Raw genomic sequence first — 23,269 nt, forward strand, 5'->3', positions numbered from 1 at the left:
CAACGTCGCAGATCCGCCATGAAACTCAAAGATATCGCCGCGTTGGCCGGCGTCTCGGTAACGACTGCCAGCTACGTGATAAACGGGCGCGCCCAGGATCGCCGGATCAGTCCCGAAACGGCGCAGCGCGTACTCGACGTAGCGGCTGAGTACAAGTGGCAGCCCGATGCCGGTGCGGCGGGCCTGCGGCGCGGGCAAACGCGCAGCATCGGCTTCATCGTGCCGGATCTCGAAAATCCCAGTTATGCCAAGCTCGCAAAGCGGCTTGAGCAGGGCGCGCGTGCGCAAGGCTATCAACTGCTGGTGGCCTCGTCCGACGATATCGCCGAGCATGAGCGAACGCTCGTCGCCACGTTGCGCGCGCGCCGTTGCGATGGTTTGATCGTGGCCAGTTGTCTGGCAGGCGACGATGGCGTGTATCGCCAAGCGCAAGACGCGGGACTGCCCGTGGTGGCGCTCGATCGCGAGCTGGACGCGGATCGCTTCGTCTCATTCGTGAGCGACGATCGGCAGGCGGGTGAACGGTTGACGCAGGCGCTGATCGATCCGGCCCCGCCTTCCGTCGCGTTCATCAGCGCGCGTGAAGAACTGCCCATCAGCAAGTGGCGCCTGGCGGGTTTTCGCGACGCCATCGCAGGCTATGACGGCGACGTCACCGTGCGCCACACCACCACCTTCGCGCGCGAGTATGGCTACGAGGAAATGCGCGATGTGCTGGCCGCCGGCGGGGCGCTTCCCGCGGCGATTCTCACCACCTCCTATGTGCTGCTCACCGGCGTACTGGATGCGCTGACCGAGCACCGCAGCGACTGGACCGCGCACACGCGGCTGGCGACCTTCGGCGAGGCCCAGTTACTGGATTTTCTGCCCGGCCGGGTCGATAGCATGGGCCAACAGCATGGCGCATTGGCGAGCGGCGCGCTGGACGCGTTGCTGCGCCAGATCGAAGGCGTGCCCGTCGCGCCGGGTGTGCGTCGCATCGAACGTGTATTCAAGCAGCGGCGCGTGCATTAAGCTCCTGGTTTACCCGTCGTCATTCGCCAGGACTGACCATGACTGTTGTGCACGATCCGCATGCGATTCAAACGCTCGAGCAGCTCGAATCGATTTTCGATGGCGTGAGCGAAGCCGCGCTCAAAAAGGAATTGACGTACGTGCATCCTGCCTATCGGGCGATGATCGAAGCATCGCCCTTCGCGGTGCTTGCCACCGTGGGCGCCGACGGCATGGATGCGTCCCCACGCGGCGACCCGGCTGGTTTCGTGGTCGTGCAGGATGAGAAGACGTTGCTGTTGCCGGAGCGGCGCGGCAACAACCGCGTTGATAGCCTGCGCAACATGCTGATCGATCCACGCGTCGGTTTGCTGTTTCTGATCCCGGGAGTGGGCGAAACGCTGCGTGTGAATGGCCGCGCCACCATCACTGCCAATCCCGAATTGCTGGATCGGTTTGTCATCGACGGCAAGCCACCCCGCTGCGTCGTGGTGATTGACGTCGATGCGGTGTACTTCCAGTGCAGCAGGGCCATCGTGCGTGCCAAGCTTTGGCAGACCGCCCCGCCGCGCGCAAGCGTAAACGTCCCGACTGCCGGAGCGATGCTCGCTGCGGTAACGGCGGGCGATATCGACGGCGGCAAGTACGATCGCGAATTGCCGGCGCGGGTCGAGTCCACCCTGTATTGATGCAGGCCCCGAGGGGATGGCATTCAAGACGGCACGTTGAGGTGCCGGGATGACATGCGTGCTGCCTCGATGACGTTGAAGCGGCCACTGTAGCGTCGGAAACACGACGCCACAGTGGCCGCCGAACGGCGCAGGCGTTACGCCGTGCGGTCGCAGCGGATCGTGATCGGGTGATCGCGCAAAGCCACCATCACGGCATCGGTCACGTCGCCGTCCACGTCGGTCAGCACATACCCGATCTCGCCGTTGGTCTGCAGCGTTTGGCCGACGATGTTCAAGCCGTGGCTGGCGAGCAGGCTATCGAGCGTGGCCAGTGCACCCGGCTGGTTGCGGTGTACGTGCAAAAGGCGCGCGCAGCCCGACTGTTCGATAAACGGCAGTTCGGGGAAATTGACCGCACCTTTGGTGGTGCCGAATTCCATGAAGCGCACGAGTTTCTCGGCCACTTCGCGGCCGATGTTCTCTTGCGACTCTTGCGTGCTGCCGCCGATGTGGGGCGTGAGAATCACGTTGGGCAGGCCCAGCAGGGGGCTGTCCAGCGGCTCGTCGGCGCTCTTGGGTTCGGTAGGAAACACATCGAGTGCCGCACCGGCGATATGACCGGAGGTCAGTGCCGCGTGCAGGGCGGGGATGTCGACCACACCGCCCCGCGACGCATTGATCAGGATGGCACCACGCTTCATGCGCGACAGGGCGGCCGCGTCGATGATGTTCTCGGTCGATTTGCCGCCGGGTACGTGCAGCGTCACTACATCGGCCTGTTCGAGCAATTCGGCCATCGAGGTCGCGGCCCGCGCGTTGCCCAACGGAAGTTTGGCTTCCACGTCGTGAAACACCACGCGCATCCCCAACGCTTCGGCAAGCGTGCTGATCTGCGAGCCGATATTGCCGTAGCCGATGATGCCCAGCGTTTTGCCGCGGGCCTCGAACGCGCCGGCAGCGGTCTTGTCCCAGTGGCCTTGATGCACGCGCAGATTCTTTTCGGGAATGCGGCGCAGCAGCAGGATGGCTTCGCCCAGCACCAGCTCGGCGACCGAGCGCGTATTCGAAAACGGCGCGTTGAACACCGGAATGCCGCGTTGCATGGCGCCATCCAGATCGACCTGATTGGTGCCGATGCAGAAGCAGCCGATGACGCGCGCGTTGTGCGCGGCGGCCAAGGCGTCGCGGTCCATCTGCGTGCGGGAGCGGATGCCCACGATCTCGGCGTCGCGCAGGGCGGCCTGCAGCTCGGCCGACGGCAGGGCCGACGAAAAGGTTGCGATGTCGGTGTAGCCTGCGGCGGCAAAAACCGCGCGTGCGCTGGCGTGAATGTTCTCGAAAAGGACGATCTGTGCCACGTGGAAATCCCGGTGTGTCGGTTAAAGCAATCGTCTATTTTGACCGAAAACGCCGCCGGACCCGGTTACACCCGCGCTGTCACAAGGGAGATTCGGCTTCCGCCAGACGTTCAGGCGGGAACACCAGTGAAAAGGTGCTGCCCTTGCCGACCTCGCTCTGAATGTCGAGTTCGGCATCGTGGCGCATGGCGATGTGCTTGGTAATGGCCAATCCGAGCCCGGTGCCGCCGACTGCGCGCGAGCGTCCCCGATCGACGCGGTAGAAGCGCTCGGTAAGGCGCGAGATGTGCCGGCTGGCAATGCCGATGCCGCTGTCCTTCACGGCATAGCGCGCGGTATCGCCTTCGCGCGTCCAGCGCACCGCAATCGCGCCGCCATCCGGCGTGTAGCGCACGGCGTTGGTCAGCAGGTTGGCCACGGCCGACGAGATTTCCGGTTCCGCACCCAGCACGTCGAGATCCGGGTCGATATCCCAACTGAAGGTATGGCGTCCGGCCGACAGCGCTTCGCTCTGCTGGCGCGCAGCGTCGATGAGCGGGCTCATGCGGACGCGCTGCGGTTCGGCCGACGGTGAGGATTCCAACGTCGATAGCGTGAGCAGGTCGGCCACGATCGATTGCATGCGCAACGCCTGCTCGGTCATGAGCGCCATATATTGTTCGCGCTGCTCGTCCGACAGCGCCTCTTCGGGCATGTCGCGCAGGGTTTCCAGAAAGCCCGCCAATACCGTCAGCGGCGTGCGCAGCTCGTGCGAGACGTTGGCGACGAAGTCGCGCCGCGTGGTTTCGAGCTTCTCGATCTGCGTCACATCGCGCGTGACCAGCAGGCGGTGATCGCGCGCATAGGCCGTGAGCTGCATCATCAAGAGATGATCGTGATGACCGCGCGTGACGCGCACCAGAATCGGCTCCGGCCATTCGGCCTGGTGCGCATAGGCCGAAAACTCCGGCGAGCGCACGAGGTTGAGAATGTTGTGGCCGCGATCGGCGGGCAGGCGCACGCCGAGATGTTCTTGCGCCATGCGATTGGCCCAGTCGATCTGCAGGTCGGCATTGAGCGTGACGGCACCATCGGGCAGCGCCTGCGCGGCCGCCAACATGCTCTTCATGGCTTCCCGGCCGGCTTCGATATCGCGCGACTGCGCCCGGGTGTATCGGTAGAGCGGCGCGAGAATGTCGTCCCAGCGCCCCACCGACAGCGGCGGTGTGCTGTCGGGTTGCCGGGCCCACTGGGCAACCCGCTGCATCCGCACGGCGCGCCAGATCAGGGTGATCGTCAGCGCGCCGATCATGACGAGATAGCCCCACGGAGCGCCCACACTCACATGGACGACCAGGGAAAGGATCGCCCAGGCGATCACGAGGAATGCCGTGCGCAGCCAGATCATGAACGGCTTTTTAACGCGTCGGAAGCTGTGCCGTAAACCGATACCCGCTGCCGCGGACCGTTTCGACATGCAAATCGTGTCCGCTGGGCTCCAGCGCCTTGCGCAGACGGCGAATATGCACATCCACGGTACGTTCTTCCACGAAGACGTGATCGCCCCACACCTGATCGAGCAACTGCGAGCGTGAGAAAACGCGCTCGGGATGCGTCATGAAGAAGTGCAGCAAGCGGAATTCGGTGGGACCGATCTGCAGGCTGTGACCGCTACCCGACAACCGGTGGGTGACCGGATCGAGTCGCAGGCCGCCCACATCGATCAGATCGTCGGTCAACTGCGGCGCCCGGCGGCGCAGCACCGCCTTGATGCGCGCCATCAGCTCTTTCGGCGAGAAGGGCTTGGTAATGTAGTCGTCGGCACCGGCTTCAAGGCCGTCGACCTTGTCTTGCTCGGCGCCTTTGGCGGTGAGCATGATGACCGGTACCGTGCGGGTGCGTTCGTCGTTGCGCAGCTTGCGGGCCAGAGCGAGGCCCGAGGTGCCCGGCAACATCCAGTCGAGCAGGATGAGGTCGGGCAATTCGGCGCGAATCAAGGTTTGTGCCTGATCGGCGTCGAACGCGCGTAAAACCTTATGGCCCGCGAAGGACAGGTTGACGGCAATCAGTTCCTGAATGGCGGGTTCGTCTTCGACGACTAGGATGGTGCTGGACATGTTTGACCGGGTAGAGCACGCCGATGCGGCGCGAACATTGCGATAGTATGGCCGCAATATTTCAGGTATGTGACGGTGCGTCATATTGCATCGGCTACCATTGAGCCTTACACGGGAATTTAGCCATGAATCGCTCCACCTCGTCTTCGGATCGTGCCGCCGCGCCGGGCACGACGCACTTTGGTTTCGAATCGGTCGCCGAGTCGGAAAAAGCGCGCCGCGTGGCCGACGTGTTTCACTCCGTCGCCTCGCGCTATGACGTCATGAATGACTTGATGTCGGGCGGGCTGCACCGTATCTGGAAGGCGTTCACCATCAGCCGCGCGGCCATTCGCCCCGGCATGAAGGTGCTCGATATCGCCGGTGGCACGGGCGATCTGGCACGTGCCTTCGCCAAGCGCGCCGGCGACACCGGCGAGGTGTGGCTCACCGACATCAACGAATCGATGCTGCGCGTGGGCCGCGATCGCATGACCGATGCGGGTCTCTTGCTGCCCACTGCCGTGTGCGATGCCGAGCACTTGCCGTTTCCCGACGGTCATTTCGATCGCGTCAGCGTGGCCTTCGGCTTGCGCAATATGACGCACAAGGATCGCGCACTGGCCGAGATGGCGCGGGTGCTCAAACCCGGCGGCAAATTGCTGGTGCTCGAGTTCTCGCGCGTGGCGCCGCCCCTGGCTCCCGTCTACGATCTCTATTCGTTCAAGGTGCTGCCGTGGTTGGGCAAGCATGTGGCCAAGGACGAGGAAAGCTATCGCTATCTGGCTGAATCGATCCGGATGCATCCGGATCAGGAAACGTTGTCCGACATGCTGCGGGCGGCCGGACTCGACCGGGTGCAGCATTTCAACCTGACGGCCGGCGTGGCGGCGTTGCACGAGGGCGTCAAGCTCTCCTGATCGCGCCGCGGCGTTTTCAAGCCCGCCGGGGGATGTGTCCGGCGGGCTTTTGCATGGACGCAAATAAGACGGAACTTGCTCCCCGTCCACTTGTCCATTATTCTTAGGCTATTCAGTTAACTGTAAGAAAGAGGCGACTGCGCGCCGATGACCATACCGGTCGTCGAAAACGTGCCCCTGTCGCCCTTGAGGAGCTCGACATGTCCACCTTTTCATTCCGTCGTATCGTAGCGGCTGCGGCGATTGCCATCGTCAGCACGACGATGCTCGTCACGTCGTTCGACGCCGAGGCGCGTCGCATGGGCGGCGGGTCCAGCGCTGGCCGTCAATCGACCAATGTGATGCAAAACCGTCAGGCGACCACGCCGCCGGCAACGCCGCGCGCTAATGCCGCCGCTGCGCCGGCAGCAGGCGCTGCCGCCGGTACGGCTGCGGCCGCCGGTGCCCGTTCGGGTGCATCGCGCTGGTTGGGCCCGATCGCCGGTATCGCCGCCGGTCTGGGTATCGCGGCACTGCTCTCCAGCTTCGGCTTGGGCGGCGCGTTCCTCGAATTCCTGTCGAGTGCCATCCTGGTGGCGTTGGTCGTCTTCGCGGTGATCTTCCTGGTGCGCCGCCTGCGTGGCGGTGGTGCCCGTACGGCAACCCAAGGCGCCTACGGCGGCAATGCTGCCCGTCAAGACAACCGCGATTCGGACAACAAGCCGATGTGGCGTGAAACCTTGAAGCCGGCACCTGCTGCCCCGGTCGCGGCGGCTGCTGCCGCACCGATGGCTGCAACGGCGGCATCGAACACCGGTTCGGGTACGCAAACCGATGCCAACGGCGACTGGTTCATTCCGGGCGACTTCGATACGCCGCGTTTCCTGGCGCAGGCCAAGGAGCAGTTCATCCGCATCCAGGGCATCTGGGATAGCGGCAATACCGATGAACTGCGCGACGTGCTCACCGACGACCTGATCGCCGAACTCAAGCCGCAATTGCTCGAGCGCCAAGGCACCAACAAAACCGAAGTGGTGCTGCTCAATGCCGAGCTGCTCGGTATCGAAACGGTGTCGGACGGCAATCTGGCCAGCGTGCGCTTCTCGGGCATGCTGCGCGAAGATCCGGGCGCCGAGGCGTTCCGCTTCGAAGAAGTCTGGAACCTGTACAAGCCGGCGCAAGGCGGTTGGTTGTTGGCCGGTATTCAGCAAATTCCGGTCGAGTACGCCAGCTAAGCTTTATTGCCATCACGCCTGACAGCCCATGCTGACAGGCGCGGCCCCAGGCTCACCTCAAACCCACCCATGCGGTGGGTTTGTTGCGTCTGGGGCGAGCGGGCCGTAAAGCGATTTGCAGGTGGTGCGCAGTGCGGTGGCGAAGTGTTGCTCGGCCGCGCGGCGCGGGCCCTGTGCGCGCATGAACATGGCGATCGGCGGCAGCGTCCAGTCGAATGAGTACGGCACCACGGCAACGCCCGCAATCCGCACGAGCTCATCGGCAATGTCGGCCGGCACGATCGATACTGCGCGGCTGCTCCCCACGATCAACTCCCCAATCAGCTTGGAAGAGTGGCTTTCCACCACCGGCGCGGGCGGGGTCAATCCAGCGCTCAGAAAGAGGTCGGTGACCTGCTCGCGAATCGGCGTGAGCGGTGCCCCCAGAATCCAGTCCAGTTCGGCCAGCGCCGGCCAATTCAAGGGGCCGCGCGACAGCTGGGCCGCCAGACGCCTGCTGGCGATCAGGCGTGGCGTCTGGCGGTACAGCACTTCGAAGGCGATGTGCTTGACGTCCGTGGCGGACGAGGCGCGACCGATCACGATATCCACAGTGTGATCGCGCAACTGTGCGAGCAATTGGTCGCTGTTGCCTTCGTGGATCGACACGCTCACGCGCGCTTCGCCTGCGGCAGGCGCGCGCTGCATCGCCGCCGAGAGGATGTGGCCAGACACGAACGGCGTTACGCCAACATGCACGTGCGCACCCTGGCCGGAAGCCACGGCCTCCATGTCCTGCACTAGGTGCCCCAGGTCATTCACCATCGCTTTCGCACGTGCCAGCACCACGTCGCCCAGCGCGGTAGGCGCCATCCCGCGCACGGACCGGTCGAACAGCGGCGCGCCAAACATGCTTTCCAGTTCCGCCAACGCATTGGTGATGGCGGGCTGGCTGCTGGCCATATGCTCGGCGGCGCGGGTCAATGAGCCGTGCTGCCGGATGCTCAGCAGCAGGATCAGATGCCTCATCTTCAAGCGGCCACTCAGCCGCCGGAGCACCTCGGCGGCGTCAAATGTGGCCACAGGGTCGTCCAAACATCATGAAAAAGTGATGAAGCGATAGTAAACCCAAATAATCTTCTAATGGCTCGGCTTTAAAATCGAGTTTCAAGAAGGCACCGCCCCCGAATCGGTCGGGTGCAAGCGCGCAAGAGGGCAAGACTATGAAGAGCACGGATCGTCAGACAGCGTTGGACTATCACGAGTTTCCGGTACCGGGAAAAATCGCGGTCTCGGCAAGCAAGCCACTGGTCACGCAGCGCGATCTGGCGCTGGCCTACACCCCCGGTGTGGCCGCCGCATGCGAAGAAATCGTGGCCGATCCGCTCAACGCGTTTAGGTTCACGGCGCGTGGCAACCTGGTGGGTGTGATCACCAACGGCACGGCTGTGCTGGGCCTGGGCAACATCGGCGCGCTGGCCTCCAAGCCGGTGATGGAAGGCAAGGCAGTGCTCTTCAAGAAATTCGCCGGCATCGACGTTTTCGATATCGAGATCAATGAAAGCGATCCCGACAAGCTGGTCGAGATCATTGCGGGTCTGGAACCCACCTTCGGCGGCATCAACCTCGAAGACATCAAGGCGCCCGAGTGCTTTACCGTCGAGCGCAAACTCCGCGAGCGCATGAAGATCCCGGTCTTTCACGACGATCAACACGGCACGGCGATCACGGTGGCGGCGGCCTTCATCAACGGCCTGAAAGTGGTCGAGAAGGACATCAAACAGGTCAAGGTGGTGGTGTCCGGTGCAGGTGCCGCAGCGTTGGCCTGCCTGGAGCTCATGGTGGATCTGGGCCTGCCCAAATCGAACATCTGGGTGACCGACATCGAAGGCGTGGTGTACGAAGGCCGCACGGTGCTGATGGATCCGGACAAGGCGGGGTTCGCACAGGCGACGTCGTTGCGCACCCTGGGTGAAGTGATCGATGGCGCCGATATGTTCCTGGGGCTCTCGGCGGGTGGCGTGCTCAAGGCCGATATGGTGGCACGTATGGCGCCGCGCCCGTTCATCCTGGCGTTGGCCAATCCCACGCCCGAGATCCTGCCCGAAGTGGCGCACGCCGTGCGTGACGATGTGGTGATGGCAACAGGCCGTTCCGACTACCCCAATCAGGTCAACAACGTTCTGTGCTTTCCCTACATCTTCCGCGGCGCCATGGATGTGGGCGCCACCACGATCACGCGTGAAATGGAGATCGCGGCCGTATACGCCATCGCGGGTCTGGCCGAAGAAGAACAGAACGACGTCGTGGCGGCGGCTTACGGCAGCTACGACCTGGCGTTCGGCCCGCAGTATCTGATTCCAAAGCCCTTCGATCCGCGCCTCATCGTGCGCATCGCACCGGCCGTCGCCAAAGCGGCGATGGACTGCGGCGTGGCCACGCGGCCGTTGAGCGACATGGATGCCTATGCCGAGCAACTGCAGCAGTTTGTGTATCGCTCCGGCGCGTTCATGAAGCCGCTGTTTGCCGCGGCCAAGGCCCATGTGCGTGACGGCGGCCGGGCGCGCATCGTGTTTACCGAAGGCGAAGACGAGCGCGTGCTGCGCGCGGTGCAGGTGGTGGTCGACGAGAAACTGGCCCGTCCCATTCTGGTGGGCCGGCCTGAAGTGTTGACGGCGCGCATCCAGAAGCTGGGCCTGCGGCTCAAGCTCGGCCAGGATGTGGAAGTGACGAGCCCGCATTACGACGAGCGCTTTCATCAGTACTGGACGACCTATTGGGAATTGATGTGCCGCAACGGCATCACCAAGGAAATGGCGCGCGTCGAAATGCGTCGTCGCTTGACGTTGATCGGCGCGATGATGGTGCGGTTGGGCGACGCCGACGGCATGATCTGTGGCACCGTCGGCGCGTATCACGACCATCTGCGCTTCATCGATGAAGTGATCGGCAAGGCACCGGGCGCCAAAACCTACGCCGCGATGAGCATTCTGCTGCTGGACGAGCGCACGCTGGCCCTGACCGATACGCACGTCAACGACGATCCTTCGGCGGAGCAGATCGCCGAGATCACGGTTGCGGCCGCCAAGGTGATGGAGGGCCTGAACCTCGCGCCAAAGGTGGCGTTGCTGTCGCGCTCCAACTTCGGATCGAGCAGTTCGGCATCGGGCGGGAAGATGCGCCGCGCGCTCGACCTGGTGCTTGAGCAGGCGCCCGATCTGGAAGTCGACGGCGAGATGCATGGCGATTGCGCGTTGGACGAGGCACTGCGTTCGCGCATTCTGCCCACGTCGCGTTTGAAGGGTGCGGCCAACCTGTTGGTCTGCCCCAACGTGGATGCAGGCAACATCGCCTACAACCTGCTCAAGACGGCAGCCGGCAGCAATGTGGCCGTGGGCCCGTTCCTGCTGGGGGCGAATGCGCCGGTGCACATCCTGACGTCGAGCTCGACGGTGCGCCGCATTATCAACATGGCCGCGTTGACCGTCGTGGACGCCAATCGCGCCGCGCTGAAGGCAGAAACGCTCTGACGCCGCACGCGCGTCGGCCTGCGGTCCGGTGCGCGCACGTGCGAGCCCGGCGGGCAACCTGCCACCATCCGGCCAACCGACCCGCAGACCGACCCGATACATGACCCGCCCCCCGGTCGTGAATGGCTGTCGACCGAACGCCCCCGCTGGAGATGCCCGCGGGGGCGTTCTGCCGCCCGTGCCATGCATCGCGGCAGCGGGCCGGACGTGTTACGGCAGGAGACGGCGGTGCAACTTACCGGCGTGGGCTGAATCGAAGCTGAGCGATCTATTTTTTGGCCGGGCCAATACCCGGTAAACTCCCAAGACGTGGCGAGTCCGCCACGACGATTGTCCGGATTGCCGACGCATTGCCCATGTTTTCCCTCCCTGGATTGCCCCCACCCGATCGCGTGTTTGCACGAGCGATCAATGTGCTGCTCACGCGTGAGGCGTGGGCCCGCGAGCGGCTGGCCCGGCACGGTGGGAAAACGGTGCGGTTTGCGTCGGGCAAGGTGAGTCTGAGTCTGACGGTCACGTCCGAGGGATTGCTGACCGCCGCCGATCCGGCGATCGTGCCCGATGTCGTGTTGACCGTTCCACCCGAAAAGCTGTCGTGGGCGCGGTTTGCGCCGCCCAACGATGCGGGCGCGGCCTTTTTGGAGATCACGCATATCTCCGGCGACGCGGGTCTGGCGCAGGTGGTGTCCGATCTGGCCAAGCATCTGCGCTGGGATGCCGAGGACGATTTTGCCAGGCTGGTGGGCGATGTGCCGGCCAACCGCCTGACCGCCGGCGCCCGATCGCTGGCACGTGGTGCCCGGCATGCGGGCCGGAACGCGGCGGCCAATGTGGCTGAATACTTATCGGAGGAGCGTGGTGTGATTGTCGGTAAATCGCTGATGCAGGGCTTTTCGCACGATGCCGACCGGGTTCGGCGCGATGCCGAATCGCTCGCCGCACGCGTGGCCGATCTCACCGCGCGTCTGGATCGCCGCGATATGGGCAGGTCGTAGTCCATGCTGACGCTGCTGCGGTTTTTTCGTATCGTCTGGATTTCGCTGCGCTTCGGCCTGGACGAACTCGTGCTGTCCAGCTTCAACCACCCGGTTGCAACAGGCTTGTTGCGCGTCATCCGCTTCGGTACGCGGCCCAAGTCGCCGCGCGGCGTTCGCCTGCGACGGGCGCTCGAAACGCTGGGCCCCATTTTCGTCAAGTTCGGCCAGGTGCTGTCCACGCGCCGCGATCTGATCCCCGCGGATATCGCCGTCGAGCTGGCGCTGTTGCAGGATCGTGTGCCGCCGTTTCCATCGGCGGAAGCCGCCGCCTGCATCAAGGCTGCCTTGGGGGCGCCGCCCGAAAAGCTATTCGCCCATTTCGAAGTCGACCCGGTAGCGTCGGCCTCGATTGCCCAGGTTCACTTTGCCGTGCTGCACGACGGCCGCGATGTGGCCGTGAAAGTATTGCGCCCCGGCATGCTGGGCATCATCGATCAGGATCTGGCGCTGCTCAAGCTTGTGGCGCGGGTGATCGAAAAACTGGGACCCGACGGCCGCAGGCTCAAGCCGCGCGAAGTGGTTGCGGAGTTCGACAAATACCTGCACGACGAGCTCGATCTGGTGCGCGAGGCATCCAATTGCAGCCAGTTGCGCCGTAATTTCGGTCCGGATACCGGGCGCGGCGGCATGCTGATGGTGCCTGAGGTGGTGTGGGAGTACACCGCCACCACGGTGTTCACGATGGAGCGCATGCGCGGCATTCCGATCAGCCAGATCGATCGGCTGCGGGCGGCGGGGGTCGATATCGAGAAGCTGGCCCGCAGCGGCGTCGAGATCTTCTTCACACAGGTGTTTGCGGACGGCTTCTTTCATGCCGACATGCACCCAGGTAATATTTACGTGTCCGATCAAGCGGAAACACTGGGTCAGTACATCGCGCTGGATTTCGGCATCGTCGGGTCATTGTCCGAATTCGACAAGAACTATCTGGCGCAAAATTTCCTCGCTTTTTTCCATCGGGACTACCGTCGTGTGGCGCAGTTACACATCGAATCGGGTTGGGTTCCGGCGGATACGCGCGAAGAAGAGCTCGAAGGCGCGGTACGTGCTGTATGTGAGCCGTACTTCGATCGTCCGCTTTCTGAAATCTCGCTCGGCCAGGTGTTGATGCGCCTCTTCCAGACCTCGCGACGATTTAATGTCGAAATTCAGCCGCAACTGGTACTGTTGCAAAAGACGCTGCTGAACATCGAGGGCATGGGGCGCGACCTGGATCCGAATCTGGATTTGTGGAAAACAGCCAAGCCTTATCTCGAACGCTGGATGCATGAGCGTATGGGATTTGCCGGATTGCGGCAGAAACTGAAAAAAGAAGCCGTGCATTGGGCACAGCTTCTCCCCGAAATCCCCCGGTTGGTTCACGACAATTTGAACCGACCGCACGCTTCTCCGGTCTTAATCAATGAATTGGTGCTGCTACGACGTGCGCAAGAACAAAATAACCGCCTGTTGACAGCCATTGCAGCCGTTTTGGCGGTTGCGGTGGCGGTAGGCATTTGGGCGATCACACGTTGATCAATCACAGGCAGTCCACCTGACCGGACTAAAACGGTCATGGAAATATAACAAGACGGTCACGATGCATTCGTGCCACGAGGGGATAACGGTGTATGCGACCACTCAAGCGTGCCGCCACCGACCCGCCATCCTCATCGGCCAGGACTGACTTCATGTTTGCGCGGGAACACGACATTAAGGGCTAGATCATGCTTTATCCTGAACTCTTCAAGAATATGGAAGCGGTGCGCTGGAATATGGGCACCGATATCCCGTGGCATTTGTTCGATCGCAGCAAACTCACCGATGAGCAGGCCCAAACCGTCAAGATGAACGCCATCACCGAGTGGGCGGCACTGCCCGCGGTGGAAATGTTCCTGCGTGACAACCGGGAAGATAGTGATTTCAGCGCCTTCATGTCGGTGTGGTTTTTCGAAGAGCAGAAGCACTCGCTGGTGATGATGGAGTATCTGCGCCGTTTCGTGCCGGATATGTGTCCCACCGAAGAAGAGCTGCACAAGGTGCGCTTCGATTTCGATCCGGCGCCCGAGCTCGAAACATTGATGCTGCACTTCTGCGGCGAAGTGCGCCTGAACCACTGGTACCGCCGGGCGGCCGAATGGCATACCGAGCCGGTCATCAAAGAAATCTACCGTACGTTGGCACGTGACGAAGCGCGTCACGCCGGTGCTTACCTGCAGTACATGCGCCGGGCCCTGCATAACCGCGGTGAGTCGGTCAGCCAGCACGCACGCGTCGCGTTCTCGAAGATCGGCGTACTGATGGCGTCCGCGTCGCGCACGCCCCAGGCGTTGCACCCGACCAACCTGCACGTCAACAAGGACATGTTCCCCAATGACACCGTGCAGTCCAAGCTGCCCGAGCCGGGCTGGCTGGAGCATTGGCTGAACAGCCAGATTCACTTCGACAACGATTGGGAAGGCAAGGTGGCCTCGCGCATCCTGCATATCCTGTCGAAGCTCATGGATCGCAGTTTCGATACGGTCAAGGACCTGAATCTGTTCCGCAAGGAAATGACCAACAGTCTCGCCGCTCAAAAGCATAGCGAGAGCGGCATCATCCAGGTGCCGGCCGGAGTGCTGCGTTGAGCGCAGTGCCAGCCGTGCCCCAGGCGCGGTTCGAGGTCAAGGTGATGTCGCGGGAAGCCTGCGAAGCGGCTGTCGCAGCGGGCCAATTCGCCCGGCCGCTGGTGTTTACCAATGGCGTGTTCGATCTGTTGCATCGCGGGCACGCGACCTACCTGGATCAGGCGGCTCAGTTGGGGGCCACGTTGATCGTGGCCATCAACACCGACGCTTCGGTCAAGCGGTTGGGAAAGGGCGACGATCGCCCGCTCAATACGACAGTGGATCGCGCGGCCGTATTAGCGGCGCTGAGCTGCGTGGATGCGGTCACGGTGTTCGAAGAACAGACGCCCGAAGCGCTGATTGCTGCCTTGAAGCCTGATTTGATCGTGAAGGGCGGCGACTACGACATGGCCGTGCTGCCGGAAACCGCGTTGGTCGAATCATGGGGCGGCCGCGCGGTGGCGATCCCGTTTGAATTCGAACGATCAACGACTGCGTTGGTTAAGAAAATCCGGGGGCGCTGAGTCCGGCACCTGGCTGCCATCGGGTGGTACCCATGGCGCTGAAATGCCTTTGGTTGCCGTATTCGGTGTCGAATCCGGTGCCGTATTCGGGAACGCGTTGGGCGCCGCATTGGGTGCCAGATAGGGAGCGGGAGAGGGCGTCGGCATGGCGCCCGGCGCGCTTCTCGAACGCCCAGCAGGCGCTGCCGACGACCCCGCAGGCGGGGCGACGGGGCTGCCGTAGATCGGTGCTGCCGGCGTGCTCAGACCCGATCCGCTCGTCGGTCCTCCGGTCGTTCCAGCGGCAGGCGCGATAGCAGGCCCCAACGGGCCGCCAGCGCCGCGATTGCTGCGGGCGTTGCCGCCGGCCGCTTTGCCTGGTGCCAGGCCCGTCATGCCCGACCTGCGGGTGTCCGCCGGCTTTTCGATCGCGGGCGGACCGAACCGCAACAACTGATTGATGGCATCCAGATCGGCTTCGGCCAGAATGCCGCTCGTCGCTTTCAGGCGCAAGCCGTCGATCAGGGTGTTGTAGCGCACCTGCGCCAGATCGCGCTGGGTCGCATAGAGCTGCTGCTCAGCATTGAGCACATCCAGATTGATCCGCACGCCAACTTCATAGCCCAGCCGGTTGGCCTCGACGGCCGAGCGGCTCGAGCGCTCGCCGGCTTCCAGCGCGCGTACGCGCAGCAGACCCGTCGTGACACCGGTGTAGTACTGGCGTGCCAGTTGCAGGGCCTGGCGGCGCGACGTTTCGGCATTGAAGCGCGCGCGTTGCTCGAGCTGCACACTCTCCGTGACGCGTGACGAGACGGCGCCGCCGGTATAGAAGGGCATCGACACGACGACACCGATGCTGTTGTCGATCGGTCGGCCCGAACCGGGATTAGTCAGGCGCGAGTCGGTAGCGCTGCCTGACGAGGCGCGCAGGGCGACGATGGGGTAGAAGCCGCTGCGTGCGATCTCGATATCGCGTTGCGCGATGCGGGTTTGCAGCTCTGCGCGCACCACTTCCAGGCTGGAGCTCTGCGCCTGCGACGACCATGCCTCTAGGCGTGCCGGTTGGGGCGCCGGCAGTGGCGTGCCGCTGGGCAGGCGAGCGAGGCTGCCGGGTGGGTTGCCGACGATCTGCGTCAGGCGGTCGCGCTGCACCTCGAGCAGGTTCTGCAACTGCAGTTCTTGCGCCACGATCAAGTCGTAGCGGGACTGCGCCTCATAGGTATCGGTGATCGTGGCATTGCCGAGCTCGAAGTTGCGTTGCGCCGATTCCACCTGCTCGGCAATGGCGCTTTTCTCAGCGACGGTGGCAGCAAGCTGATCCTCGAACGACAGCACGTTGAAGTAGGCTTCGGACACGCGCAACAGCAGATCCTGAAACGCCTGCTGCAGCTGGACTTCGACATCGGCGACGACGAGCTTCGATTGCTCGTAGGTTTTATAGCTGCCCCAGTCGAACAAGGGCTGCGTGAGCACGAGATCCCAGGTGCCCCGTGTGCCGGAGGTGTCGCGGCGAAAGCCCGAGGTGCTGCGCACATCCCGATACTCGCCGCCGGCCTCGGCCGACACATAGGGGAGCAGATTGGCACGGGCCTGCGGCTGCCGCTCGAGGCCGGCGCGGTAGGCGGCGCGTGCGGCCGAATAGGTGGGGTCGCTGACCAGCGCGTCGCGCCAGGCCTGCATCAGATCCTGCGAATGGCTGGTCGTCGCGCTTGCCCATAGGGCCAGCGCGCATCCGATGCGGGCGGCCAGCCGGGCGGTGTGCACCGTTTAGAACTTGAATTGCGAAACGGTCGCGCCGCGCAACGGCTTGATGACCGTTTCGAACAACGTCACGGTTTCGAAAGTGGCCGCCGTAGTGCGCGTGATGCGGCAGGCCGTCATCACGGGCGCTTGCCCGACCACGATGACCATGCGGCCGCCCACACGCAACTGATAGCGCAGGGCGTCCGGTACGACCGGGACCGAACCGGTGACGAGAATCGCATCGTATTCGGTGGAGCCCCAGCCATTGCGGCCATCGCCGGTTTCGACCTTGACGTTCTTCACGCCATTCTGCTGCAGATTGGCCTGAGCGAACCCGGCCAGACGGCTATCGATTTCGACCGACGTGACCTGCTGCGCAATATGGGCGATCAAGGCGGCCTGATAACCCGACCCCGTGCCGATTTCGAGCACACAGTCGTTGGCGTTGAGCAACAATTCCTGCGTCAGGCGAGCTTCGACCTTCGGCGCCAGCATGGTTTCGCGCGTATCGGCACCGTTCACCGTCAACGGCAGCTCCAGGTCGGAAAACGCCATCGCACGCACCGGGGCCGGCACGAACGCTTCGCGGCGCACGTCGAACAAGGTGGCGAGCACCGTTTCGTCGAGCACATCCCAAGGCCGGATCTGCTGTTCGATCATGTTGAAACGGGCTTGTTCGAGATCGGGGAGCGTGGAAGCGTTCATGATGACGGAAATTAGGAGTAGCGGATAAAAGGACGGCGCGCGGTCTATTGTACCGATTCGTGACGGCGGGCTACCACAGCGCGTGGAAGTGATGCACCGGCCCGTGACCGGAGCCCACATTGAGCGTGTCGGCAGCAGCCAGGGCCGCGGTGAGGTAGTCCTTGGCGCGCCGCGCGGCTTCGGGCACATCGTTCGTTTGCGGAATCAGCGCAGCCAGCGCAGCCGACAGCGTGCAACCGGTGCCATGGGTGTTTTTGGTGAGAATGCGGCGGCCCGGCAATTCGATCATGCGATCGCCGTCGAAGAGCAGATCGACGATGTCGTCACTGGGCAAATGCCCGCCTTTGAGCATCACCCAGCGATGGCCGGAGTACGCCAGCAGATTGCGCAGCTTCTCGGCCACGCGGCGCATTTCGCGGATCGTGTCGACCTGGCGTTCGCCGAGCAGCACGCCGGCTTCGGGCAGATTGGGCGTGAGCACGGTCGTTTGCGGCAACAGGGCTTCGCGCAGCGCGCCGACGGCTTTGCGCTCGAGCAGCATGTCGCCGCTTTTGGCGATCATCACCGGATCGAGCACGATGTGGGCCGGGGTGTGCTTGGCGAGCTTCTCGGCCACGACCAACGTCACGCGCTCCTGGCCCAGCATCCCGATCTTGACGGCCGCAATGGCTACGTCGTCGAACAGCGTGTCGATCTGCAAGCCGACGAAATCGGGGTCGACCGGCGAGATACCGGTCACGCCTTTGGTGTTCTGTGCCGTCAGGGCAGCGATCACGCCGCATCCATACGTGCCCAGCGCGCTCATCGTCTTGACGTCGGCGAGCACGCCCGCACCGGCTGAGGGATCCACCCCGGCAATGCTGAGGGTGTTGTAGATGGGATCGGCCACGGTCAACCTTTGTGCGCGGTAATCAAGCCTTCGGTGGGCGAGCTGGGCTGGGCGCTGTAGAGCTTTTTGGGCACGCGTCCAGCCAGATAGGCTTCGCGGCCGGCTTCAACCGCCTTTTTCATGGCGCTGGCCATCAGAATGGGATCGCGGGCGCCGGCGATGGCGGTGTTCATCAACACCCCGTCGCAGCCGAGTTCCATGGCGATGGCGGCATCCGAGGCCGTGCCCACGCCGGCATCCACGAGCACCGGCACGCGAGCCTGATCGATGATGAGGCGCAGGTTCCATGGGTTGAGAATGCCCATGCCCGAGCCGATCAACGAGGCCAGCGGCATCACCGCCACCACGCCGATATCTTCGAGCATGCGGCACTGGATGGGATCGTCGGTGCAATACACCATCACCTGAAAGCCGTCTTTGACCAAGGTGCGGGCGGCAGCCAGCGTTTCCGGCATGTTGGGAAACAGGTTGGTCGGGTCGCCCAGCACTTCCAGCTTCACCAGCGAGTGACCGTCGAGCAGCTCGCGCGCCAGACGCAGCGTGCGCACGGCATCATCGGCGGAATAGCAGCCCGCCGTGTTGGGCAACAAGGTGAACTGCGAGGGCGGCACGCTGTCGAGCAGGCTGGGCTCGTTGGCATTCTGGCCGATATTGGTGCGGCGGATGGCGACAGTGACGATTTGCGTGCCGCTGGCGTCGAGCGCCTCGCGGGTTTGCGCAAAATCGCGATACTTGCCGGTGCCGACGAGCAGTCGCGACGTGTAGGCCTTGCCGGCAATGGTAAGCGTGTCGGGAGCGGATGTGGTCATGGGGCGATGCGTGAGGGTCGCGGGCGAGCCGCGATGAAAGGCGTAGGAGGCCGCGCACGAGGCGGCGCTTAATCCGCCATGATAAAGCAGTGTGGCGAAATGCGGTCCGATTCAGCTGCGGCCGATCGGGCTTGCCTCGTTCAGACGCGCCAGAATGCCGTCCAACGTCTCACCAACGTTGTGCGCGCTACGTTTTGCCGTTTGATATAGCTTGATCATGAAGTCGTAGCCGTTCTCGCCGTCATCCACTGCCCAATTGTCCAGCCGCTCCCCATCGAGGGTATTCAGCGAAAACGCGACGAAGCCCAAGTCGGTATTCTCGTCGAAGCCAGACCAGATCTGAAACTTCGTTCCGGGCGAGATCTGAACTTCAAACGTGCTCGCGTGGAAGGTTTTGCCCCATTTCACTTCGCCCTGGTCGGTGCGTGAAAGGAGCTTGTGGACAATTTCGCGATAGTCGTTGGGAATAGCCATGTCAGAACGCCGCCATTGCGGTTTTGGAAGCCAAGGTTATAAATTCGTCGCGCGTGGCAGATACTCGTGCGAGTAGTTCGAGTCGATTGTCCACATCGAGCCGGTTTATCGATTGGGCGCGGCTGAGATCCGATTCGATCCTCCAGATGTTCTCTTTCATGCTTGGCCAGCGTTTGGATTCATTTACGTGTGGCCCCGTCGGGTGGCCTTCCAGTTCTGCCACCATCTCGCGAAGTCGAACTGCCGCGCTTGCAGATGCCTCGATACGTGTCTGCACCAGCACATCGTGCAATACCTTCGTTTGCGCCGCAATTTTCTGCAAGTTGGTCATCGACTCAAATCGTCGAAACGAATGTACGGTAGCAACGGTCGCGGCCTTTGCCGCTTCCGCAGCGGTATGCGTTTTGTTGATCTGCCTGACTGCAATGGCGAATCCAAGCACGGTAACCAAGAGCCCCACAATCCCGATCGTATCGGAGAACGTGAGCGTCTCAGGCCATGCCGAGAAATGCCAACGATCCAACGAAAATGCGGGAAGGAATGTGATGTGATCGGAGAGACGCATTGCACAACATGTGGCTGACGAAGCTTTGTAAGTTCGGGACCCTGCGCCCGACTTAGTGGGTCAAGTGAGGTGCCTCCTGCTGGCTTCCAGTGTAATCCTGGTGCCTTTGGCAAACACGAACCTTTACCTTCAGTCTTTCGCGTTCCGCACGCCGTCCAGCGCTGCGCAAAGTGTGGCGGTGGCGTCCACCAGGCGGGGGCCGGGGCGGTACAGCAGGTCGGCATCGATGGCGATCAAGCGGCCGCGGCGCGCGGCGGGCAGGCCCAGGCGTTGCCAGAATTGCAGCTTGGATGCCGTGTCGGCGTCGCCAGCCACGCCGGTGACGATCGCATCGATATCGCTGGCCAGCAGCGCTTCGCGCGACAGTTGCGCGGCGGCCGTCGGCAATCCGGCAAACACATTGACGCCGCCGCACAACCGTAGCGCATCGCTCACGATGCTGCTGCCGTTGAGGGTGTAGATCGGCGCTTCGGCGACTGCGATGAATACGCGTACGGGCGTGCGTTGCGCGTAGGTGCGTTCAAGCCGATCGAGTTGCTGCTCGAGCGCCGTCGCACCGGCATCCGCGACCCCAGTCGTGCCAAACACCCTGCCCATATCCTGGACCGCTTTCGGGATCGCGCGCAGGGTGGTGGGATCGCTGGCATACACGGGCGGCGCGCCCGCGCCCAGCACCTGCAGCAATCGGATTGCCGGTGCGGATTGCCATCCCAGAATAAGGTCGGGCGCGAGGGTGGCCACCCGCTCGGCGTTAGGTTGAAAACCTTCACCTACCGATGGGATGGCCGCCGCTTCCGGTGGAAAGTTGCTGCCGGCGTCACGTCCCACCAACTGGCGACCGGCGCCGGCCGCGAACACGAGTTCGGTAATGTGCGGCGCGAGCGACACCGCGCGTTGCACCGGTGCCGCGAGATGCAAGGCCTGGCCGCGATCGTCCACCACGTCGATCTCGGCACGAGCCGCGTCAGGCAGTATCGCGGCGAGCACAAACAACACACCCGCCAGAGTCGCAAAACGATGGCGGGTGCAGGCCGCGCGGCCGATCGGCCACGCCTCAACCGCCGCGTGCTTCTCAGGCGCGGCGGTCATGGCTTTACATCTTCCAGTTCAGATTGAAGAAGACGTTCGAGCCGGGCGTGTAGTAGCTGTTGGCCAAGGTGTAGTCTCGATCCAGCACGTTGTTCCAACGCACCTGGGCTTGCAGGCGATTGGTGATGTCGTACGACGCCAGAAGATTGAGCAGCGTGTAGCCGCCCAGGCGCGTCGTGTTTGCCGCATCATCGTAACGCTTGCCCGACACGAGCACTTCCGTGCCCACCTTGAACGCGCCGAAGCGATGGTCGGCACCGAAACGGAACACTTGCTTGGCGCGACGGGCCAGTTGATTGCCCGTCTTGTCGTCTTCCGGATTCGAGAAGTCGGCGCTGCCGCGCAAGGTGGTGGCACCGATGTCGTGTTCGGCAGACAAGGTGACGCCTTCGAGCGTGGCGCGATTCACGTTGTACGGCAGATAGTCAGGCGGGCCGCTGGCGATCAGATCCTTGACCTTGTTGCGGTACACCACGGCCGACAGGCGCGTGGCGTCGCCGGTGTAGCGGATGCTGGCTTCCACATTGCGCGAGCGCTCGGGCTTCAGATCCGGATTGCCGTAAAACGGGAAGTACAGATCCTGGAACGTCGGGGTCTTGAAGCCGGTGTTGCCGGCCACGCCCACCCGCACGCGCGGTGTGAGGTCGAAACCGTAGGCGATGCCGCCCGTGGTTTCGTCGTCATATACCGAGCTGTGATCATTGCGCGCGTTGAGCTGCACATGGTGCGGACCGAACTCGCCGCGATAGATCAGGCCCACCGAATTGGTGTCGCGATCGTTGGGCGAGTAGGACGTGCTGCCGGTGACGCGTTCTTCGAGGCGCTCGAGCACCAGCGAGAGTTGTTGCTGCTGCGTGAGCTTGAAGTTGTTCTGCCACGTATACGTGTGCTGTTCGCTGCCGAAGCGCGAGGGGAACGACGACAGGTTGCGCTGATCGTCGCGGCCATAGCCCAGGCGGGCCACGCTCTGCCAACGATCGGTGATGTCGTCGGTGCTGGTGATCGTGTAGACCTGCTGGCGCGTGATCGCGCGGTCGTTGTAATACGCACCGGTGAGGAAGTCAGGGCCGGCATCGTATTGGCCGTTGATGCGCGCCGAGTAAGCGGTCACACCCACGTGATGGCCGGGCGCCCAGCGATAACCCAACGAACCCGAGAAGTCATTCTGGTAGTAGCCGTCGCGATCCGGATTGTGCGAAAAATTCTTGGGCGAGGTCGCGTTGAATCCGCGGCTCTGGCCGTAGCCGGCCGACAGCGAGTAGTCGAACCCTTGCGACGCGCCCGACAAGCCCAGGCGGGTGCGGGCGGTGCCGTAGGTGCCGTAGCCCACCGAGCCGTAGGCCGACAGCGGACGGTCTTCGTTGCCGCGGCGCGTGATGATGTTGACCACACCGCCGATGGCGTCGGCGCCGTACAGGCTACTGGCCGAACCGCGCAGCACTTCCACGCGCTCGATGGCGTCGGGCGGAAAGGTCTCGAGGAACGCCAGGCCCGTCACCGGCGAGTTGACGCGAATGCCGTCCACCAGCACCAGGGTCTGGTTGGAGTTCGCACCGCGGATGAACAGGCTGGACGACGTTTGCGGGCCGCCGTTATTGCTGTACTCGATACCGGGCGCACGCGAGAGCACTTCGGCCAGGCTGCTTTGGCCGGCGGCATCCAGCGTTTGACGGTCGATCACGGTCACATCGCCCAGCACATCGCGCGCATCTTGCGGCGCACGGGCGGTGACGACGATGGTGTCGAGCGTGTTGGCGGGAGCGGTGGTTTGCGCGACGGCAAAGAGCGGAGCCAGACAGGCGGCGAGGCCTGCGCACTGGCGCAATACGGGGGATGTCATGAGAGCTTGAACCCAGGTGTGACGCGCGACCCCGCACGTCGTTCACGAAAATGGCGCGGCAGCCTCATCGGGCAGCGCACCGTGTCGAAACCGGCCGGTATCGGGCTGGCCTGCAGAACGCAGGCTGACCGTTGCGGGGGCAGCACAGGCTGGGGGCGAACCCTTCCTGTTTCCCGTTTAACTTTCGCAGTGCGCGGCTTCGAAGCTCGTTGGCTCGAAGCCGGCGCGCCGAAAGCACCGTTTCGGGGCGAAACTGTATCACGGGGTAAGCGCTCCTTCGACCTGTTTGG

At 63.3% G+C, this 23,269-nt stretch carries 20 protein-coding genes, 1 pseudogene and 1 riboswitch; of the genes and pseudogenes, 9 read left to right on the plus strand and 12 right to left on the minus strand.

Annotated features, from left to right (window positions below):
- Positions 1 to 18: 18 nt before the first annotated feature.
- Together cra and EYW45_RS12755 are read left to right on the plus strand one after the other, a co-directional pair.
- Complete coding sequence (gene cra / locus EYW45_RS12750; protein WP_161135783.1) at positions 19 to 1,014, plus strand: catabolite repressor/activator; 996 nt, start codon at positions 19 to 21, stop codon at positions 1,012 to 1,014.
- 38 nt (positions 1,015 to 1,052) lie between these two features.
- Entirely contained in the window at positions 1,053 to 1,682 is a 630-nt protein-coding gene (locus EYW45_RS12755; RefSeq protein WP_161135784.1) for a pyridoxamine 5'-phosphate oxidase family protein, read from the plus strand.
- Positions 1,683 to 1,819: 137 nt separating this feature from the next.
- Here EYW45_RS12755 and serA read toward each other — a convergent pair whose 3' ends face one another.
- From serA to phoB, 3 genes are all read right to left on the minus strand, one after another.
- Positions 1,820 to 3,022, minus strand: coding sequence for a phosphoglycerate dehydrogenase (gene serA, locus EYW45_RS12760; protein WP_161135785.1), 1,203 nt, complete (start codon positions 3,020 to 3,022; stop codon positions 1,820 to 1,822).
- 79 nt (positions 3,023 to 3,101) lie between these two features.
- Positions 3,102 to 4,409 (minus strand): phosphate regulon sensor histidine kinase PhoR, encoded by a 1,308-nt coding sequence (gene phoR / locus EYW45_RS12765; protein ID WP_161136231.1) that lies wholly within the window; start codon positions 4,407 to 4,409, stop codon positions 3,102 to 3,104.
- Between the two features lie 10 nt (positions 4,410 to 4,419).
- Positions 4,420 to 5,118 (minus strand): phosphate regulon transcriptional regulator PhoB, encoded by a 699-nt coding sequence (gene phoB, locus EYW45_RS12770; protein ID WP_161135786.1) that lies wholly within the window; start codon positions 5,116 to 5,118, stop codon positions 4,420 to 4,422.
- Positions 5,119 to 5,243: 125 nt separating this feature from the next.
- Between phoB and ubiE the strand changes: the two genes are divergently transcribed.
- Both ubiE and EYW45_RS12780 read left to right on the plus strand, forming a co-directional pair.
- Entirely contained in the window at positions 5,244 to 6,017 is a 774-nt protein-coding gene (ubiE, locus tag EYW45_RS12775; protein ID WP_161135787.1) for a bifunctional demethylmenaquinone methyltransferase/2-methoxy-6-polyprenyl-1,4-benzoquinol methylase UbiE, read from the plus strand.
- 200 nt (positions 6,018 to 6,217) lie between these two features.
- A complete protein-coding gene (locus EYW45_RS12780) occupies positions 6,218 to 7,231 on the plus strand; it encodes a Tim44 domain-containing protein (protein WP_161135788.1) in 1,014 nt (337 codons plus the stop codon).
- 57 nt (positions 7,232 to 7,288) lie between these two features.
- Here the strand turns inward: EYW45_RS12780 and EYW45_RS12785 are convergent, their stop codons facing one another.
- Positions 7,289 to 8,239, minus strand: a complete 951-nt coding sequence (locus EYW45_RS12785) for a LysR family transcriptional regulator (RefSeq protein WP_161136232.1) — start codon at positions 8,237 to 8,239, stop codon at positions 7,289 to 7,291.
- Positions 8,240 to 8,433: 194 nt separating this feature from the next.
- Here EYW45_RS12785 and EYW45_RS12790 point away from each other — a divergent pair, with 194 nt between their 5' ends.
- From EYW45_RS12790 to rfaE2, 5 genes are all read left to right on the plus strand, one after another.
- The gene (locus tag EYW45_RS12790; protein ID WP_161135789.1) at positions 8,434 to 10,740 is read left to right on the plus strand and encodes an NADP-dependent malic enzyme; all 2,307 of its coding nucleotides are present in this window, start codon (positions 8,434 to 8,436) and stop codon (positions 10,738 to 10,740) included.
- Between the two features lie 356 nt (positions 10,741 to 11,096).
- Positions 11,097 to 11,735, plus strand: coding sequence for a ubiquinone biosynthesis accessory factor UbiJ (locus tag EYW45_RS12795; RefSeq protein ID WP_161135790.1), 639 nt, complete (start codon positions 11,097 to 11,099; stop codon positions 11,733 to 11,735).
- A gap of 3 nt (positions 11,736 to 11,738) precedes the next feature.
- The gene (ubiB, locus tag EYW45_RS12800) at positions 11,739 to 13,292 is read left to right on the plus strand and encodes a ubiquinone biosynthesis regulatory protein kinase UbiB (RefSeq protein WP_161135791.1); all 1,554 of its coding nucleotides are present in this window, start codon (positions 11,739 to 11,741) and stop codon (positions 13,290 to 13,292) included.
- A 191-nt stretch (positions 13,293 to 13,483) separates the two neighbouring features.
- Positions 13,484 to 14,383, plus strand: a complete 900-nt coding sequence (locus EYW45_RS12805; RefSeq protein ID WP_161135792.1) for a ferritin family protein — start codon at positions 13,484 to 13,486, stop codon at positions 14,381 to 14,383.
- Positions 14,384 to 14,427: 44 nt separating this feature from the next.
- Positions 14,428 to 14,886 (plus strand): D-glycero-beta-D-manno-heptose 1-phosphate adenylyltransferase, encoded by a 459-nt coding sequence (rfaE2, locus tag EYW45_RS12810; RefSeq protein WP_202444732.1) that lies wholly within the window; start codon positions 14,428 to 14,430, stop codon positions 14,884 to 14,886.
- A gap of 423 nt (positions 14,887 to 15,309) precedes the next feature.
- Here the strand turns inward: rfaE2 and EYW45_RS12815 are convergent.
- From EYW45_RS12815 to EYW45_RS12850, 8 genes and pseudogenes are all read right to left on the minus strand, one after another.
- A pseudogene (locus EYW45_RS12815) lies at positions 15,310 to 16,614 on the minus strand (TolC family outer membrane protein); the annotation flags it as partial.
- 18 nt (positions 16,615 to 16,632) lie between these two features.
- Positions 16,633 to 17,313 (minus strand): protein-L-isoaspartate O-methyltransferase family protein, encoded by a 681-nt coding sequence (locus EYW45_RS12820; protein WP_161135793.1) that lies wholly within the window; start codon positions 17,311 to 17,313, stop codon positions 16,633 to 16,635.
- Between the two features lie 70 nt (positions 17,314 to 17,383).
- Positions 17,384 to 18,202, minus strand: a complete 819-nt coding sequence (gene thiD / locus EYW45_RS12825; RefSeq protein ID WP_328703626.1) for a bifunctional hydroxymethylpyrimidine kinase/phosphomethylpyrimidine kinase — start codon at positions 18,200 to 18,202, stop codon at positions 17,384 to 17,386.
- Between the two features lie 2 nt (positions 18,203 to 18,204).
- Positions 18,205 to 19,011 (minus strand): thiazole synthase, encoded by an 807-nt coding sequence (locus EYW45_RS12830; RefSeq protein WP_161135795.1) that lies wholly within the window; start codon positions 19,009 to 19,011, stop codon positions 18,205 to 18,207.
- Between the two features lie 111 nt (positions 19,012 to 19,122).
- Positions 19,123 to 19,485, minus strand: coding sequence for a hypothetical protein (locus tag EYW45_RS12835; RefSeq protein WP_161135796.1), 363 nt, complete (start codon positions 19,483 to 19,485; stop codon positions 19,123 to 19,125).
- A 1-nt stretch (position 19,486) separates the two neighbouring features.
- A complete protein-coding gene (locus tag EYW45_RS12840) occupies positions 19,487 to 20,050 on the minus strand; it encodes a hypothetical protein (RefSeq protein WP_161135797.1) in 564 nt (187 codons plus the stop codon).
- 129 nt (positions 20,051 to 20,179) lie between these two features.
- Positions 20,180 to 21,139, minus strand: coding sequence for a cobalamin-binding protein (locus EYW45_RS12845; protein WP_161135798.1), 960 nt, complete (start codon positions 21,137 to 21,139; stop codon positions 20,180 to 20,182).
- Between the two features lie 4 nt (positions 21,140 to 21,143).
- Positions 21,144 to 22,979 carry a TonB-dependent receptor domain-containing protein gene (locus EYW45_RS12850; RefSeq protein ID WP_161135799.1) on the minus strand — a complete coding sequence of 612 codons (1,836 nt, stop codon included), beginning with the start codon at positions 22,977 to 22,979 and terminating at the stop codon, positions 21,144 to 21,146.
- An 85-nt stretch (positions 22,980 to 23,064) separates the two neighbouring features.
- Positions 23,065 to 23,225, minus strand: a riboswitch (cobalamin riboswitch).
- Positions 23,226 to 23,269: the final 44 nt, after the last annotated feature.

Source organism: Schauerella aestuarii (assembly GCF_009866805.1).
Classification (GTDB): Bacteria; Pseudomonadota; Gammaproteobacteria; order Burkholderiales; family Burkholderiaceae_B; genus Schauerella; species Schauerella aestuarii.